The 15,873-nt window shown below is 30.6% G+C and carries 17 protein-coding genes and 1 tRNA gene; 11 read left to right on the top strand and 7 right to left on the bottom strand.

The window, feature by feature from the left end; all coding sequences use genetic code 11:
* Window positions 1-5: 5 nt before the first annotated feature.
* Window positions 6-281 (bottom strand): hypothetical protein, encoded by a 276-nt coding sequence (locus ACZ5LY_RS03665; RefSeq protein WP_464576889.1) that lies wholly within the window; start codon window positions 279-281, stop codon window positions 6-8.
* A gap of 93 nt (window positions 282-374) precedes the next feature.
* Here ACZ5LY_RS03665 and acs point away from each other — a divergent pair, with 93 nt between their 5' ends.
* A complete protein-coding gene (gene acs / locus ACZ5LY_RS03660) occupies window positions 375-2,459 on the top strand; it encodes an acetate--CoA ligase alpha subunit (RefSeq protein WP_464576887.1) in 2,085 nt (694 codons plus the stop codon).
* Window positions 2,460-2,461: 2 nt separating this feature from the next.
* Here the strand turns inward: acs and ACZ5LY_RS03655 are convergent, their stop codons facing one another.
* From ACZ5LY_RS03655 to ACZ5LY_RS03635, 5 genes are all read right to left on the bottom strand, one after another.
* Window positions 2,462-2,923 (bottom strand): gamma carbonic anhydrase family protein, encoded by a 462-nt coding sequence (locus ACZ5LY_RS03655; RefSeq protein WP_013414073.1) that lies wholly within the window; start codon window positions 2,921-2,923, stop codon window positions 2,462-2,464.
* Window positions 2,924-2,936: 13 nt separating this feature from the next.
* Complete coding sequence (locus ACZ5LY_RS03650) at window positions 2,937-3,701, bottom strand: slipin family protein (protein ID WP_013414072.1); 765 nt, start codon at window positions 3,699-3,701, stop codon at window positions 2,937-2,939.
* Between the two features lie 79 nt (window positions 3,702-3,780).
* Complete coding sequence (locus tag ACZ5LY_RS03645; RefSeq protein ID WP_013414071.1) at window positions 3,781-4,929, bottom strand: ABC transporter permease; 1,149 nt, start codon at window positions 4,927-4,929, stop codon at window positions 3,781-3,783.
* On the bottom strand, window positions 4,919-5,887 hold the full coding sequence (locus tag ACZ5LY_RS03640; protein ID WP_013414070.1) for an ATP-binding cassette domain-containing protein: 969 nt from the start codon (window positions 5,885-5,887) through the stop codon (window positions 4,919-4,921). The genes ACZ5LY_RS03645 and ACZ5LY_RS03640 overlap by 11 nt, the downstream gene beginning before the upstream one ends.
* 4 nt (window positions 5,888-5,891) lie before the next feature.
* Window positions 5,892-6,197 carry a PadR family transcriptional regulator gene (locus ACZ5LY_RS03635; protein WP_148217919.1) on the bottom strand — a complete coding sequence of 102 codons (306 nt, stop codon included), beginning with the start codon at window positions 6,195-6,197 and terminating at the stop codon, window positions 5,892-5,894.
* Window positions 6,198-6,379: 182 nt separating this feature from the next.
* On the opposite strand from ACZ5LY_RS03635, the gene ACZ5LY_RS03630 reads away from it, so the two are divergent.
* The 6 genes from ACZ5LY_RS03630 to ACZ5LY_RS03605 all read left to right on the top strand — a co-directional run bounded on the left by ACZ5LY_RS03630 (window position 6,380) and on the right by ACZ5LY_RS03605 (window position 10,432).
* Window positions 6,380-6,736 carry a hypothetical protein gene (locus tag ACZ5LY_RS03630; protein ID WP_013414068.1) on the top strand — a complete coding sequence of 119 codons (357 nt, stop codon included), beginning with the start codon at window positions 6,380-6,382 and terminating at the stop codon, window positions 6,734-6,736.
* A 96-nt stretch (window positions 6,737-6,832) separates the two neighbouring features.
* Window positions 6,833-7,540 carry a FeoA family protein gene (locus tag ACZ5LY_RS03625; protein WP_464576882.1) on the top strand — a complete coding sequence of 236 codons (708 nt, stop codon included), beginning with the start codon at window positions 6,833-6,835 and terminating at the stop codon, window positions 7,538-7,540.
* A gap of 14 nt (window positions 7,541-7,554) precedes the next feature.
* Window positions 7,555-7,812 (top strand): FeoA family protein, encoded by a 258-nt coding sequence (locus tag ACZ5LY_RS03620; RefSeq protein ID WP_048060705.1) that lies wholly within the window; start codon window positions 7,555-7,557, stop codon window positions 7,810-7,812.
* Window positions 7,769-8,017, top strand: a complete 249-nt coding sequence (locus tag ACZ5LY_RS03615) for a FeoA family protein (protein ID WP_013414065.1) — start codon at window positions 7,769-7,771, stop codon at window positions 8,015-8,017. Before ACZ5LY_RS03620 ends, ACZ5LY_RS03615 begins: the two co-directional genes overlap by 44 nt.
* Window positions 8,010-10,004, top strand: coding sequence for a ferrous iron transport protein B (gene feoB, locus ACZ5LY_RS03610; protein ID WP_464576879.1), 1,995 nt, complete (start codon window positions 8,010-8,012; stop codon window positions 10,002-10,004). The genes ACZ5LY_RS03615 and feoB overlap by 8 nt, the downstream gene beginning before the upstream one ends.
* Window positions 10,001-10,432, top strand: coding sequence for a hypothetical protein (locus ACZ5LY_RS03605; RefSeq protein WP_013414063.1), 432 nt, complete (start codon window positions 10,001-10,003; stop codon window positions 10,430-10,432). The genes feoB and ACZ5LY_RS03605 overlap by 4 nt, the downstream gene beginning before the upstream one ends.
* Before the next feature lie 7 nt (window positions 10,433-10,439).
* Here the strand turns inward: ACZ5LY_RS03605 and ACZ5LY_RS03600 are convergent, their stop codons facing one another.
* Window positions 10,440-12,266, bottom strand: coding sequence for a threonine--tRNA ligase (locus ACZ5LY_RS03600; RefSeq protein WP_464576876.1), 1,827 nt, complete (start codon window positions 12,264-12,266; stop codon window positions 10,440-10,442).
* 127 nt (window positions 12,267-12,393) lie between these two features.
* Here ACZ5LY_RS03600 and ACZ5LY_RS03595 point away from each other — a divergent pair.
* From ACZ5LY_RS03595 to ACZ5LY_RS03580, 4 genes are all read left to right on the top strand, one after another.
* A tRNA-Arg gene (locus tag ACZ5LY_RS03595) sits at window positions 12,394-12,469 on the top strand.
* Window positions 12,470-12,504: 35 nt separating this feature from the next.
* Complete coding sequence (locus ACZ5LY_RS03590) at window positions 12,505-13,143, top strand: PHP domain-containing protein (protein ID WP_013414061.1); 639 nt, start codon at window positions 12,505-12,507, stop codon at window positions 13,141-13,143.
* 1 nt (window position 13,144) lies between these two features.
* Window positions 13,145-14,674, top strand: a complete 1,530-nt coding sequence (locus tag ACZ5LY_RS03585; RefSeq protein WP_464576874.1) for a 2-isopropylmalate synthase — start codon at window positions 13,145-13,147, stop codon at window positions 14,672-14,674.
* An 8-nt stretch (window positions 14,675-14,682) separates the two neighbouring features.
* Window positions 14,683-15,870 carry a nitrogenase component 1 gene (locus tag ACZ5LY_RS03580; RefSeq protein ID WP_013414059.1) on the top strand — a complete coding sequence of 396 codons (1,188 nt, stop codon included), beginning with the start codon at window positions 14,683-14,685 and terminating at the stop codon, window positions 15,868-15,870.
* Window positions 15,871-15,873 lie beyond the last annotated feature (3 nt).

Raw genomic sequence — 15,873 nt, 5'->3', positions numbered from 1 at the left:
TCCACCTAAATCTCACTTAATGAGAAAGTAATTTCATAATTTTCTCCTTTTTTTGAAATTTTCACATCATATATATGGCACATTCCTTCTAATTTTTCAGATTTTATTTCACAGAAAGTATCTTCCATCCTTTTAAAAAAATCTATGACATCTTTTTCATTTTTTTTAACAACTACATCAATTTGCATTGTATCATCGAGGAATGGACCCTCTATTTTAACTTTATCTTTATCAAGCACAAGTTTTTTATCTTTACAAATAAACTCTATTTGCGATGTCAAAAAAATTACCTCCAAAATTATAATTATTTCTTGTTCCTAATAAAAATTATTAATAATATTATTAAATTAAACTTAAATTTTTTGGGGAGTGCAATGTCTTTAAAAAACATCTTTTATCCAAATTCAGTTGCAGTTATAGGTGCATCAAAGACAAAAGGTAAAGTTGGATATTCTATAATAAGGAATTTAAAAAATTTTAAAGGCAATGTATATCCAGTAAATCCAAAATACAAAAATTTATTAGGCATGAAATGTTATAGTTCTGTTTTAGACGTTGAAGATGAAATAGATTTAGCTGTTATAGCTGTACCCAACATAATTGTACCAAAAGTATTAGAAGAGTGTGGAGAAAAAAACATTAGAGGAGCAGTCATAATCACTGCAGGTTTTTCAGAAGTAGGAAATTATGAATTAGAAAATAAAATAAGAGAAATAGCAAAGAATTATGGTATTCGAATTATTGGTCCAAATTGTTTAGGAATCATGAATACACATTTAGATTTAAATGCTACTTTTGCAAGTATTTTTCCACCAAAGGGAAAAGTTTCAATAGTTTCTCAAAGTGGAGCTATATTGGATGCAATCTTAGATATTGCACCTTTATTAAACATTGGATTCTCTAAAGTCGTAAGTATTGGTAATAAAGTAGATATCCAAGAAAGTGACCTACTAGAATATTTTATAAAGGATGATGATACTGAAATTGTAGTTTTATATATAGAAGGCTTAAAAGATAAAAAATTTTTAAAATCTGCCAAAAAATTGTCTAGAAAAAAACCAATAATAGCTTTAAAATCTGGAAAAACTGAAATAGGAAAAAAAGCTGTTAAATCACATACAGGTGCTTTAGCAGGTGAGGATTCTATATATGAAGCTGTATTTAAAGAAGCAGGTATAATTAGAGCATATACATTTGAGGAACTAGTAGATTTAATACATATTTTCTCCACACAACCAATAATAAAATCAAATAAAATTGCCATTATAACAAATGCAGGAGGCTTCGGTGTTTTAGCAGCTGATGCATGTGTTGAACATGGAATGAAGTTAGCAAATTTTGATAAATCAACAATTTCAAAACTTAAAGATGTTTTACCTCCCACTGCCAATATTTCAAATCCTTTAGACATAATTGGGGATGCACCCCCTGAAAGATATGAAAAATGTACTGAATTATTAGGAAAAGATAAAAACACAGATGGGATTCTTGTTGTATTAACACCTCAAGAAATGACTAAACCCATTGATGTAGCTAGATCATTAGTTAAAATAAAAAATAATTGTAGAGAGGTTAAAAATAAACCACTAATAACTTCTTTTGTTGGAGGAGTTTCAGTCAAAGATGTGAAAGGTTATTTAAGGAGAAGAGGAATTCCATCATATTTAACACCTGAAAATGGTGTCAAAGCATTGTCGCGTCTCTATAATTATAGCTTAATGAAGGTTAGAAAAGATTACGACGAGGAGTTAGAAAAAATTAAAGAAAAGTTTTTGAAAATTAGAGACGAAAACAGAGATTACATTGATAATTTATTGAAGAGTCCAAACGAATACAAAGCAAAAAAATTATTAGATTTTTATGAGTTACCTGTTCCTGAATGTTACTTAGCTAAAAATGAAAATGAAGCATTAGAATTTTGTAAAAAATTAGGCAAATGTGTAATGAAAATTGTTTCTCCAGAAATAATACATAAAACCGAAGTTGGTGGAGTTATAATAAACCCAGATAATCCAAAAAAAGCATATAATACACTGGTTAATAATGCAAAAAAACATGATCCAAATGTTAGAATAGAGGGTGTTCTAGTGGAAAAGTTTATTGATGAAGAAAAAATAGAGGTTATAGTTGGCGCAAAAAGAGACAAAATTTTTGGGCCAGTCCTTATGGTAGGTTTAGGTGGGATTTTTGTTGAAGTTTTAGATGATGTTAGTTTTGGTGTATATCCCATAACAAGAGAATTTGCTGTAGACATGATTAAGGACTTAAAATCATACAAAATTTTAGAAGGTGTAAGGGGAAGAAAAAGGAAAGATATTAATTTTCTTGTTGAATGTTTAATGAAGATAGGTGTTATAATGGATATTCATGAAGAAATTAAAGAGATAGATTTGAACCCTGTTTTTGTTTTTAATGATGGGAATGGTGGATGTATAGGCGATGCAAGAATAATAATCTAAGTTTATTTTTCCTGTTTACATGCAAGCTCATAATATTTTATAGCATTTTCCTTTATTGATTTTATTTCTTTTTTTGTTAATTCCCGTACAACTTTTGCTGGTACACCAAGTATTAAACTTCCGGGAGGAAATTCTTTATTTTCTGTGACAACTGCCCCAGCACCAACTATTGAGTTTTCATTTATAACTGCAGCATTGAGCACTGTTGCATTCATTCCTATAAGTACATTATCTTTAATTTTGCATCCATGGAGTATGGCGCCATGCCCTACTGAAACATAATCACCAATTTTTACACCATGTTTATCAGTTACATGTATAACACAATTATCTTGTATATTAGAGTATGAGCCAATTTTTATTGGTGCGAGGTCTCCTCTTATAACTGCATTATACCATACAGATGATTTTTTTCCTATTTTTACATCTCCTATAACTTTAGCACCCGGTAAAATTTTTGCCAAATTTTAAACCTCCTCATTTTCTTGATTCTTTTTCAATAAACTTTTTTATATCATTGATGCTGCTCATAAATTGAGCTGGAAAAACTATTGTGGAATTTTTTTCTGCGGCAATCTCAGTAAGTACTTGAAGATTTCTAAGTTGTAATGCCACTGGATGTTTTTCAATTATATCTGCTGCTTCACCAAGCCTTTTCGCTGATAAATATTCTCCTTCTGCAGTTATAATTTTAGCTCTTTTTTCTCTTTCAGCTTCAGCTTGTTTTGCCATTGCACGTTGCATGCTTTCAGGTAATTTTATATCTTTTATTTCCACTGTCATCACTTCTATTCCCCATTTTTTAGTGTGTTCATCGATTGTTTTTTTAATTTCCTCATTAATTTTGGAAGTTTCAGATAATATTTCATCTAATTCAAATTTACCCACAACATTTCTCACTGTGGTTTGTGATATTTGATTAACAGCACTATAGTAATCTTCTATAGATATCACTGCCTTAAGAGGATCAACTACTTTGAAATATGCTACTGCAGCTACATCTATAGATACATTGTCCTGGGTTATTATTTTTTGTGATTGAATTGGCAATGTGACAATCCTTAGAGATACCTTAACCATTCTGTCTATAAATGGTATTATAATTCTTAAACCAGGCTCTTTTACTCCTATAACTTTACCTAACCTAAACACTATTCCTCTTTCATATTGATTTACAATTTTCAATGACTGAGCTAATATTATAAGTAATACTATTACAACTGCAACCAAAATCCATAACATAGACTATACCTCCAACTTTTTAAGAATTTAATTTAACTTAATAATAAATAATTTATCATTTAATAAAAAATAAAAAAGGTTACATATCTCTTCTAAATCCTTTTACACCCAACACAAAAAACAACAATGTATATCCAATTAATACAGCTATATATGGCCATATTGTACCTAATGAGGCTCCTTTAAGCATTACACTTCTTATTGCCAAATTTGCATAAGTTAATGGTAGTAAATATGCTATTTTCTGAAATATCCATGGCATTGTCTCTATTGGGTAAAATACTCCAGAAATAAACATCATTGGCATTGCAATTGGCATTACTATTTGTGAATAATCTTCTTGTGTTTCAACCCTTCCAGAAATCATTATTCCTAAACCAATAAAACACAATGCTGTAAGAACAAGTAAAAGTATCACTAGAAGTATATTACCTTTTACAGACACTGAAAATAATATTATTGCACAAAACAATAAAACCAATGCTCTACCAGTCTCCAATGTTAACCTTGATAATATTTTACCTATCAAAACCGTGCTAACATTAGTTGGTGTCATAAATAATCTTGGTAATTCTCCTCTTTCTCTTTCACCAGCTATTGTAGCTCCCATGGCAAACATACATGCCATCATAACCGTCATTGCAAGTATTCCTGGTGTTAAAAAGTCTATATACCTTATATCTCCATATGCTTTTTTAATATCAACATTTATCATACCTAACAAATTAAATCCCGTAGGTTGTACTCCATGCATAACTAGTTGTATATTTTTCATCTCTTTTATCATGGATTCTGTCTGTATTTTTGTAAATATAGCTTTTGTTGCTTGAATTATAGATTCACTAGCAATTTGATCTGATGAATCTACATAAACTGTCACAGTTCTATTTTCATTATAATTTTCATAATTTTTTGGAAGTATGATAGCCGCTTTTACTTTTCCATTTTTTACCATGTTTTTAGCTTTATTAACATCACTAGTCACATCTTTAACATCATAAATATCTATTTTTTTAATAGCTGAAATTGTGTTATCTGTTAGGTGACCGTGGCTTTCAGTTACAATCACTGTTGGTATGTGTTTCAATTCTCCACCCATACCATAACCAAACAAAACAATCATAAGTATTGGAAAAAGATACATTGATATTAATCTTGGTTTATGTCTCCACAATGTTAGTGCATCCTTTTTTATCATCCAATATAATTTTTTAATTTCAATTTCCATTGACTTCACCTTTTTCTTTTGTAACTTCTATAAACACGTCTTCTAAAGAAGGATCTTTTGTATGTATTGCAATTATTTCTCCACCACTACCTAAAATGGCATTTATCACTTTATTAATAGAATTACTAGAAGTAGTATCTATTCTGATATCTATACGCTGATTATGATGTTTTTTAATTTTTTGTACAAAAGTTAAATCATTTAAATTGTTAATTATCTCTGAATTTAGATTATTTATTAAAATACTTAATTCTCTCGTACGACTTTTTGATTTTTTAATTAACATGTCCTTAAGCCCTTGTGGCGTGTCACATGCCACCAAAATTCCTTTATTTATGATTCCCACATAATCACATAATAGTTCAACTTCATACATGTCATGAGAACAAAGTATGATTGTAATACCTTTTGAATTTAATTCTTTAACTAAATTCCACAAAATTCTTTTAGTAGTTGGATCAAGACCTGTAGTTGGTTCATCTAAAAACAATATTTCAGGTTCGTGGATTAAACTTGCAGCCAATGAAGCTTTTTGTTGTTGTCCTCCACTAAGATGCTTTATCAATTTGTTTTCAGCATATTTAATGTCAACAAGTTCTAATAATTCATCAATACGTTCATTCTTAATATCTTTAGGCACTCCATAATAATCAGCACACAACTCTAAATTTTCTCTTATAGTTAAATCCCTATACAAGCTTACTTGTTGTGGAACCATTCCTATTTTCTGTCTTACTTTATCTGGCTCTTTAATTATATCATGTCCACCAACTTTAGCTGTACCAGATGTCGGAGGTATTAAACATGTTAACATTTTAACTGTCGTTGTTTTACCAGCGCCGTTTGGGCCTAATAAACCAAAGATTGTACCTTTTTTAACTTTAAAATTCAATTTATTCACAGCAATTAAATCACCATATTTTTTGGTCAAATTAAATGTTTCTATAGCATATTTCATCCTATCACCTTATCTCTCTCCAAAATTTATCCCATATTTTAGATATTTCATCTATTATTTTCTTTATTTTATCTATTGTGGCCTTTCCTTTCGGTGTTATTTCATAATACTTTATTTTTCTCTTCCCTTTTGATTCCCAATGCCCTTTTATTAATCCTCGTCTTTCTAGATCATGTAAAATTGGATATACGATACTTGGGCCTGGATGTCTTATTTTGTTTGGCATTTTTTCTGAACAATAAATTTCTTCAAGTTTTTTTATTATTGCATAACCATGCATGCGTTTTTTGCCAATCATAAATAGTATCATCGTTTTCCCGAATCCCTGGACAAATCTTTTTACAAATTCTTTGTCATAACTCAAAAACTTCCCACCCAATTTTTTTAAAATATCATAGTTTTTATATATAGTTTCCTCGATATATCAAATTTATATTATATATACTTTTCTCTATAAAAAAATTAAAATTAAAAACAAAATGATGTGAAAAAATGGAAGGAAAAAATCAAAAACATGGTGTGAAAACAGGCCTATTATTTGTTGCTTGCATGTTTATTGGTGTAGGCATCGGATTAGCTTTTCATAGACCAGATGTTGGTAGTTCTATAGGCATGGGTATTGGGTTTCTTTTAATGGCTATATTTCGCAGTGAAAATAAAAATTTGAGACCAATACTTTTACCAAGAAGTACAATACAAATTATTTTATTTGCTGTTGGAATATTATTTGCTGTGTCTGGTCTGTGCCTATTATTTAATCCAGAGCTTATATATCCATATGTCTTAGGTATAGGCGCAATAATTATTGGTATTTTGATTTTAATAGCAGCCATAACTTTAAAAAAATGAAAAACTTGTTTTATTTTTATTTTTTTCATTGAACCGTAAAATTTATATATAAATTATTTTTTAAGTATAACTAAAAAAAATGAGGAGATACTAAAAATGTTAGTAACAAATGTAAAACCAAAAGAAGAATATCTTATAGAAAAAATAGACGGTGGAAATAAAATTAAAAAATTTTTAAAGAAATTTGGAATTGAAGAAGGTAAAAAAATAAAAATAATAGCCACCAAATCTAAATGTGGAACTGAAGGACCTTTACTAATAAAAACAAATGAAAAAAACATTGTTATAGGAAGAGGATGGGCCGAAAAAATTTATGTAGAAACTAAAGAAAAAATTTGTCCGTTATCCAGATTAAATATGGGAGAAAAAGGACGAATAAGGACTATTATGGGTAGTAGAACCTTTAATAAAAGAATAGCTAGATTAGGAATTTCTGAAGGCATGGAAGTTTTAGTAGATAATTTCCCAGATGTTTCCTTTGTTTTGAAAATCAATGGAAAGAAGGATAAAATAACTTTAGACGCTGGTGAAGCTTCTAAAATACTGATAGAAAAAAATGGAGAAAAAATGCAACTAACTCAATTACAGAAAAATCAAGAGGCTAAAGTTCATGAATTAATAGCTGGAACAAATTTATTAAATCGTTTCAAGGAAATGGGGATTGAAAAAGGCAAAAAAATAAAAATAATAAATAAAAAAGATTATGAAAAAGAAAAAATGGAAGGAAGCTATTTTTTAGTGAAAGTAAATGGAGACCTTGTTACATTGAGTCAAAAACTAGCTGAAAAAATTCATGTGAAATAATGGGGCTGTATATAATGAGATTAAATGAAGTTAAAACTGGTGAAATTGTAAAAATCAAAAATATTTTAGGAGGTCCTAAATCAAGATTTTTTGATATGGGACTTGTCCCAGGGACAAAAGTAAAAGTTGTGAAAAGAGCACCTCTAAAGGATCCTATAGAAATTGAAATAAAAGGATATTTATTGTCATTAAGGAGCGAAGAAGCTCAATATATTGAGGTTGAAAAAAATGAAAACATTAATACTTCCTCTAGCATTGACAAGAGAAAATAAAAAAGTTAAGATAAAAAAATTGTTAGGTGGGCGGGGATTAGCTAGAAAATTAATAGATTTGGGATTAAAACCTGGGAAAGAAGTCTCTGTCATTAGAAATCAAATGTCAGGACCTATAATTGTATCTTTGAATGGTGGAGGCCAAATAGCCATTGGAAGAGGATTAGCATCTAAAATATATGTGGAGGAATTAATATATGAATAAAAAAGCAGTTACTATTGCAGTTATTGGAAATCCTAATACAGGTAAATCCACCATTTTTAATTCATTAACTGGTTTAAAACAACATGTTGGAAACTGGCCTGGAGTGACTGTAGAAAAAAAGGTTGGTGAATTTACACACAAAGGAATTAATTTTAAAGTTATAGATTTACCAGGTGTATATGGATTATCTGCAGAATCAATTGATGAAAAAATAGCAAGGGATTTCATAGTAAAAACAAAACCTAAAGTTGTAATTGATATTTTAGATGCCTCAAATTTAGAGAGGAACTTATATTTAACATTACAACTTTTAGAAATTGGAGCAAATGTATTATTAGTTTTAAATAAGGTAGACATTGCTAAAGAAAGAGGATATGAAATTAATGCAAAAAAACTTGGAGGATTGCTTGGAATACCAGTTGTTACTACAATAGCATGTGAAGGAATTGGTATAGAAAAATTAAAGGATAAAATTGTTGACTCTTTAAACAAAAAAGCCCCTATATTGGATTATCCTAAGTTTACTCCCTACATTGTTGAATTAGTTAATATCATTTCCAATGATAAAAAGTTAAAAAGAAATTACAATGTAAAATGGCTAGCAATTAAATTACTTGAAGGAGATCCAGAAGTTAGAAATATTATAAGGACAGAGTGTGAAAATAAAATTAAAAACAAAATTTTTGATAAGGTTATCAAGATTAGAAATCGTTTTAAAACAGATATGGAACTTGAACTTGCAAATGAGAGATATAGTATCATATCTCATATCGTAAAGAAAGTTATGCATAAAAAGAAAGGAAAATTAACTGTTAGCGACATGCTTGATGAAGTTTTTACGCATAAATATTTAGGGTTGCCTTCATTTTTTGCATTGTTGTGGATGGCATTTAAATTTACTTTTGATGTTTCAGCGCCATTTAAAGACATGATAACCATGTTTTTTGGATGGATAGGCGACCATGCATCTTCCATAATCCAAAATCCCGTACTTGCATCTTTTATTAAAGATGGAATATGTAATGGATTTGGTACAGTGTTGTCTTTTCTTCCACCGATAGCATTCTTATTCCTTATGTTTTCATTATTGGAAGACAGTGGCTATATGGCTAGAGCAGCGTTTGTAATGGACAGACTTATGAAAAAATGCGGTTTACATGGCAAATCAGTTATACCTCTCGTCATGGGTTTTGGTTGTAATGTTCCAGCAATAATGGCAACAAGAACACTCGAGGACGAGAAAGACAGAATATTAACAATAATTGTAAATCCATTAATGTCTTGCAGTGCCCGTTTACCAGTTTATGTACTATTGGCTGGTGCACTTTTTGCAGGAAAAGAAGGAACAGTGATAACCAGCATGTATATCATTGGAATTCTTGTTGCATTGTTTTTGGCATGGATCTTCAGGAAAATTATATTCAAAGGAAAACCATCGCATTTTGTAATGGAATTGCCACCTTACAATAGACCAACCTGGAGAAGTATTTTAGGTCCTACTTGGACGAGAACAAAACTTTTCCTTAGAAAGGCAGGTACTATCATTTTTGCAGTTGTAGTTTTAGTTTGGCTACTTTCTATAACAGGCCCTACTGGATTCCTTGGAAATACGGAGCAAATAGATAAATCATGGGTTTCAGTGATAGGTCATGCATTGCAACCACTTTTCCAACCGATGGGTTGGGACTGGAAGATAGTCGTTGCATTATTCTTTGGATTTCTTGCAAAAGAATCAGTTGTAGGGACTCTTGGAACATTAAATGGCGTTGAGGAAGAAAAACTTGGAACAATATTAGCTCACACTTTAACACCAGTGAATGCATTTGCTTTGATGGTATTTACATTACTTTATGTTCCATGTGTTGCATCTATGGCAACTGTGAAACAGGAGGCAGGAACAAAATGGATGTTGTTAACTATTGCTTATGAATTAATAGTTGCGTATCTTATGTCTCTATTGATAATTTGGATAGGAGGGATTACATGAAGTCCATTAAATTTTTAACTTTGGTTTTTGGCTTGTTATATCTTTTCTATGGATTAATAGAATTGTTAGCATTTTTTGGAATTGAAATAAAAACCCTAATATATCCTCAAAGAGACATATATGTCTCTTTTGTGTTGTTGGTGATATCATCTATATATTTGGCTGGCTTGAAAAATTCGATTTTAGGAAAAGAAAGAAAAGCTATCTCTTATTTATATGTAGCTTCATTATTAAGCATTGCAGCAGGTGTTTTAGGATTGATGGTAATAGGAGCCAATGCACTCGAAACTTATATATTAAAAAATGAAGATTTTGCAAATTGGACACTATATCAGGGCCTGAGCTCATATTTTATTTTGGGTTTAATTTCAGTTATTGCATTTTGGAAAGCAAAAAAAATTGCAGCTAGTAAAAAAGCTTACAGTTGACTTAAATTTATCCTATTTCAACTCTTTGTGATATTCTGTAAGGTATTGTCAATGGCTTGAAGGGTTTGTTCTTTAATTTATTTTTTACAATTTCAATTAATTCTTCTAGTTTAAGTTCTCTTTTTTCATCATTTTCTCTTATAGTCACTGTCAATTTATCTTCAGAAATTTCTTTATCACCTATTACGGCCACATATGGTATCCATTCCTTTCCAGCGTTTCTAACCTTCTTTGACACAGTTTCATTTGTATCATCTATGTCTGCTCGTATGCCATAAGAATTTATTTTCTTTACAATGTCTATAGCATAATCTACATGTTTTTCAGATACTGGAATTACTCTCACATGTATTGGAGATAGCCAAACAGGCAACATTGGTAGTTTATTATTATTTATTTTTTTTGCGTTTTCTTCAAGTAAACTACAAATAACTCTTTCGATGCTTCCTGTAGGACTACAATGTAATATCACTGGAAATTTATTTTTACCATCTTCATCAAGATAACTAATATTAAACCTTTCTCCACTTTCAACATCTATTTGTACGGTGGAATTTTCTATAGGTCTACCAAGGCTATCCACTGCTGCAAAATCTATTTTTGCTACCCAATAATGTTTTCTTTTTGGGAGTAACTCAATTAAAATAGGTTCGTTTATTTTTCTAGACAATGATTTTATCCATTCTTTATTCTCTTCGTAGAAATCTTTAGTGAATCTAAATATTGCTTTATGGTTCAATTTTAAATCTTCAGCAGCTTTTAAACACATTTCTACTTGTTTTTCAAATTCTTCTAAAGCTTGTTGCATATCTCTACATACAGTGTGAAGATCAGGCATTGTGAATGATCTTAATCTTTTTAGTCCAACAACTTCTCCTCTTTGCTCTAATCTAAAACTGTAGGTTGAAAGTTCGTATATTTTAACAGGAAGGTCTTTCCATCTTAAAAATGAATCAGCTAATATTTTAAATGCTCCAAAACAACATGCATATCTTAACATTAATTCTTTCTTATTGTGGATCCTATATTGTCTTTCTCCAAATTTTTCTGCATGAACTCTAATTGCTTTATCACTGAGATCATACATTATCGGTGTTTCAACTACCATAGCTCCATATTTAGTAACCAATGAATAAACATAATCAGATAGAAGATCTCTAATAAGTTTACCTTTTGGATACCATCTAAGGTGTCCTATATCAGCAGAAGGTTCATAATCTGCAATCTTCTTTTCACGCATCAGCTTTATATGAGGTGGTTCTTTTTCTGAGGGTTTTACAATTCCTAATTCATGATAAACAACGTCTTTAAATTCAAAATCCTTAAATTCATAATTATCAATTTCAATTAATTCTTCGTTGTCCATAATAAACCATTCAGATTCAATAGATTCTTCTTTGATCTTTTTAGTTTTCACCTTAATATTTCTTGATAATTCTGAAAGAGGATGACCCTTACAGGATATTTCAAATGATTTATACCATCCAAATGGAACCCTTGAAACTTTTAAGCCCTCACTTTTAAGTTTAGATTCTAATGATTTCAAAATATCTACTGCTGCATCTGGTGAAGCTAAAGATGAACTTAGATGAGCATAAGGATATATGACAATATTTTCAGCACCTACTTTTTTCTTTATTTTCTTTATCTCTTGAACAGCTTCATCTATGATACCATCAGGGTTCTTTTCATCTTCCTTTTCTACTGCTGTAAACACTACCAATGATTCATCAAATGAACCTTTTTTCATTTCTTCTTCAATTTTTTCTGCAAACTTTGTTTTATCTCTTACATGATACTTTAAATAATCAGCATGTATTAATAAAATTCGCATTGTTTCACCTCTGTTAATTTTTTGACTAACTTCCCTAATAAAAAACTCAAAAGACAAATTTTTTGTTGTTAGCCTTTATATATTATGTGAACAAATATTAATTTTATCTAAATATAATATTTTTATAGGGCCCGTGGTCTAGCCTGGACTAGGACGTGGGACTTCGGATCCCAAGGTCGCGGGTTCAAATCCCGCCGGGTCCGTGATTTTAAATTTTATAAAATTTTAAGGTGATTATTTGATAAAATTGGATCCACACATTCACACACTATATTCTGGGGATTCAAAAAATATTCCGGATGATATTGTTAAAATTGCTAAAAAACGTGGCTTAGATGCAATTGCTATAACAGATCATAATACAATTAAAGGATACGAAGTTATTGCAAAAAGAAATATTGAAGATATTCTTATAATCCCAGGAATTGAAATTAGTACGAGGGAAGGGCATATAGTAGCTTTAGGTATAACTGAAGAAATTGAAAAATACCTTAGTGCAGAGGAAACATTAGAAAGAATAAGAGACCTTGGCGGGGTTGCAATAGCTCCCCATCCTTTTGATAAATTAAGAGATAGTTTAGGATCTACAGTTAAAAATTTAAATTTTGACGCCATAGAAGTTTTAAATGGAAGATGTGTAAGTATCGGTAATTTACGTGCAAAAAAATTTGCAAAAAAGAGAAATATTCCAGAAATAGGGGCAAGTGATGCTCATTTTCCAGAAGAAATTGGTGCATGCATTACAATTGTTGATACTCATTCAGGGATTGATGACATTTTAGATGCCATCCAAAAAGGAAAAACAAGTGCGAAAGCTAATTCTTCTTACCACAAAAGATTGTACAATGTTGTTAATAATCTATTAAAAAGGGGATAAAATGTACATCGAAGAAGTAAAAAAATCTTTAAATCTACCTGAAAGAGTTTATATATTTGATACGACGTTAAGAGATGGTGAACAGACTCCTGGCGTTGCATTAACTGTGGATGAGAAAGTTAGAATAGCAAGAAAATTAGATGAATTAGGAGTAGATATCATAGAAGTTGGATTTCCAGCCGCATCTAAAGGAGAAAGAAGTGCTACATCAAAAATTTCATCACTTGGTTTAAATGCTAAGATATGTGGATTGGCACGTGTATTAAAGGAAGACATAGACGCTGCAATTGATTGTGATGTAGATTACGTTCATACATTTATAGGTACTTCACCATTACATAGAGATTATAAATTAAAGATGAGTAAAGACGAAATAATTGATAAAGCTGTTTCCGCTGTTGAATATATCAAAGATCATGGACTTACAGCTGAATTTTCCGCTGAAGATGCCACAAGAACAGAATTTAATTACTTATGTAAAATATGTAAAGCTGTAGAAGATGCAGGCGTTGATAAAATTAACATTGCTGATACTGTAGGAGTCATGATTCCATCAGCTATGAAATTACTTATAGAAAATTTAAAAAAACATGTTAAAGTACCTATTAGTGTGCATTGTCATGATGATTTTGGATTAGCTGTTGCTAATTCATTAGCTGCTGTTGAATCTGGAGCCGAGCAAGTACATGTTACTATGAATGGCATAGGTGAGAGAGCTGGTAATGCAGCCCTTGAAGAGGTAGTAATGGCCCTCACAGTACATTACAAAATAAATACAAATATTAAAACTTCGAAATTGGTAGGCACAGCTGAACTAGTTTCTGGATTAACTGGAATTAAAATCCCACCAAACAAAGCTATCATAGGTGAAAATGCATTTGCACATGAATCAGGTATACATGTGCACGGTGTTTTAAGGAAAGCAGAGACTTACGAACCAATAACTCCAGAGATGGTAGGGCATAAGAGAAGAATCGTTCTTGGTAAACATACAGGTGCAAATGCAATCAGGTCAAAACTAAAAGAATATGATATTGAAATGAATGAAGAAGAATTTAAGAAATTGTACAAACAAGTAAAAGCATTAGGTGATAAAGGCAAAATGGTTACTGACGCTGATTTAAGAGCATTAGCTTTATCAATATTAGGTAAAGCAGAAAAAGAACGTGTCAAACTTAAAGGAATAGCTGTAATGACTGGAGAAAATGTAATGCCAACGGCAACAGTAAAACTTGAAATAGATGGAAAAATTAAAACAGGAGCTAAGACAGGTGTAGGTCCTGTTGATGCAGCTATAAATGCTATTCAAAGCTTAGTTAAAGAAACAGCTGATATTAAGTTAGATGAATACCATATCGATGCCATAACAGGAGGAACTAATGCTTTAGCTGATGTATTTGTTGTTATGAGTGACAAAAATAATAATAAAGCAACAGGACGTGCTACTAGGGAAGACATTGTCATGGCCAGTGTTGAGGCAGTACTTAATGCCATTAATAAGATTTTGATGATAAGAGATGCTAGTTCTTAGGTGTAAAAATGGAACCTATGCATACCTGTAAATTGTTTGGAGCTATTAAAACAATACTGGGAATAAAAAATGCTATACCCATTGTTCATGGCCCTGTTGGTTGTGCATACCACATGAGATATCTTCTAACATTAAGGGGCGGTTCAAAAGTAAAAATATGCTCTACACAACTTTCTCAGGAAGATGTAGTTTTTGGCGCTGAAAAAAAGTTAAAAGATACGATTGTTAAAGTTGACAAATATTATAAGCCTGATTTGATAGCTGTACTTACATCTTGCTCAACAAGTATCATTGGTGAAGATGTTTTCAGGGTAGTAAAGGAAATAAAAAATGAAATAAATGCAGAAATAATTGCTGTAAGTGCTGGAGGATTTGAAGCAAGGCAAAATGAAGGATATGAAGATACCATAATGACTTTAATTAAAGAGCTTGTTAAACCTTGTAAAAAAAGTGATAAACCATTAATAAATTTCATTGGCATGTATAGAGGCGGACCAGATCTTAAACATTTAAAAAACGAACTTAAAAAAATGGGAATTGGAGTAAACTGTGTTTTGACTTCTGGATGTAATATAAGGGAAATAAGAAATTTAACTAAAGCCAACCTAAATTACTCATTTTGTGATATATCTGCAATAAAACCATCCAAATTTTTAAAAAAGAAATTTGGGATGGAATTCATTGATTATCCATTCCCTATAGGTTTTAATAATACTTATCGCTTTTTCAATAAAATATTGGATTTTTTTGATATAGATTATCCTTTAGAAAAGGAATATGCTGAATTTAAAGAAATTAAGGATAAATTGATAAAAAATTTAAAAGGATGCAAAGTAGCTATAATTTCTGGACCAACTAGAGCTGTAGCATTAACAGACTTTATAATAGAGTTAGGTATGGAGCCTGTCCTTATATCTATAGATTTAGTGGGTGAAAAGACCTTAAAACATCTTAATACTGTATTATCCAACACCAATTTTGAACCTGAAATTTTGATAGAACCTGATTTAATCCAAATAGAAAAGCGTTTGAAAGATACAGACGTTGATATAATTTTAGGTGGAGCAAATGAATTAAGTTTTTCTTTTACATATAAAATACCTGTTGTGGATGTAATGCATGGACAAGCTAAAACCATGGGATGGGATGGAGCAAGAGAAATTGCAAGAACGATTTTAAAAAATATTAAAACTTAGTTT

The sequence above is a fragment of the Methanothermus sociabilis genome (assembly GCF_055392295.1).
The sequence above is the reverse complement of the archived record's forward strand: the minus strand, read 5'-3'. Positions and strand labels throughout refer to the sequence as shown.

What these genes read in the sequence shown, in the direction of transcription:
- acs (WP_464576887.1), top strand. Translation starts at nt 375, where the DNA reads ATGTCTTTAAAAAACATCTTTTATCCAAATTCAGTTGCAGTTATAGGT.
- ACZ5LY_RS03650 (WP_013414072.1), bottom strand. Translation starts at nt 3,701, where the DNA reads ATGTTATGGATTTTGGTTGCAGTTGTAATAGTATTACTTATAATATTA.
- ACZ5LY_RS03645 (WP_013414071.1), bottom strand. Translation starts at nt 4,929, where the DNA reads ATGGAAATTGAAATTAAAAAATTATATTGGATGATAAAAAAGGATGCA.
- ACZ5LY_RS03640 (WP_013414070.1), bottom strand. Translation starts at nt 5,887, where the DNA reads ATGAAATATGCTATAGAAACATTTAATTTGACCAAAAAATATGGTGAT.
- ACZ5LY_RS03635 (WP_148217919.1), bottom strand. Translation starts at nt 6,197, where the DNA reads ATGATACTATTTATGATTGGCAAAAAACGCATGCATGGTTATGCAATA.
- ACZ5LY_RS03630 (WP_013414068.1), top strand. Translation starts at nt 6,380, where the DNA reads ATGGAAGGAAAAAATCAAAAACATGGTGTGAAAACAGGCCTATTATTT.
- ACZ5LY_RS03625 (WP_464576882.1), top strand. Translation starts at nt 6,833, where the DNA reads ATGTTAGTAACAAATGTAAAACCAAAAGAAGAATATCTTATAGAAAAA.
- ACZ5LY_RS03620 (WP_048060705.1), top strand. Translation starts at nt 7,555, where the DNA reads ATGAGATTAAATGAAGTTAAAACTGGTGAAATTGTAAAAATCAAAAAT.
- ACZ5LY_RS03615 (WP_013414065.1), top strand. Translation starts at nt 7,769, where the DNA reads ATGAAAACATTAATACTTCCTCTAGCATTGACAAGAGAAAATAAAAAA.
- feoB (WP_464576879.1), top strand. Translation starts at nt 8,010, where the DNA reads ATGAATAAAAAAGCAGTTACTATTGCAGTTATTGGAAATCCTAATACA.
- ACZ5LY_RS03605 (WP_013414063.1), top strand. Translation starts at nt 10,001, where the DNA reads ATGAAGTCCATTAAATTTTTAACTTTGGTTTTTGGCTTGTTATATCTT.
- ACZ5LY_RS03600 (WP_464576876.1), bottom strand. Translation starts at nt 12,266, where the DNA reads ATGCGAATTTTATTAATACATGCTGATTATTTAAAGTATCATGTAAGA.
- ACZ5LY_RS03585 (WP_464576874.1), top strand. Translation starts at nt 13,145, where the DNA reads ATGTACATCGAAGAAGTAAAAAAATCTTTAAATCTACCTGAAAGAGTT.
- ACZ5LY_RS03580 (WP_013414059.1), top strand. Translation starts at nt 14,683, where the DNA reads ATGGAACCTATGCATACCTGTAAATTGTTTGGAGCTATTAAAACAATA.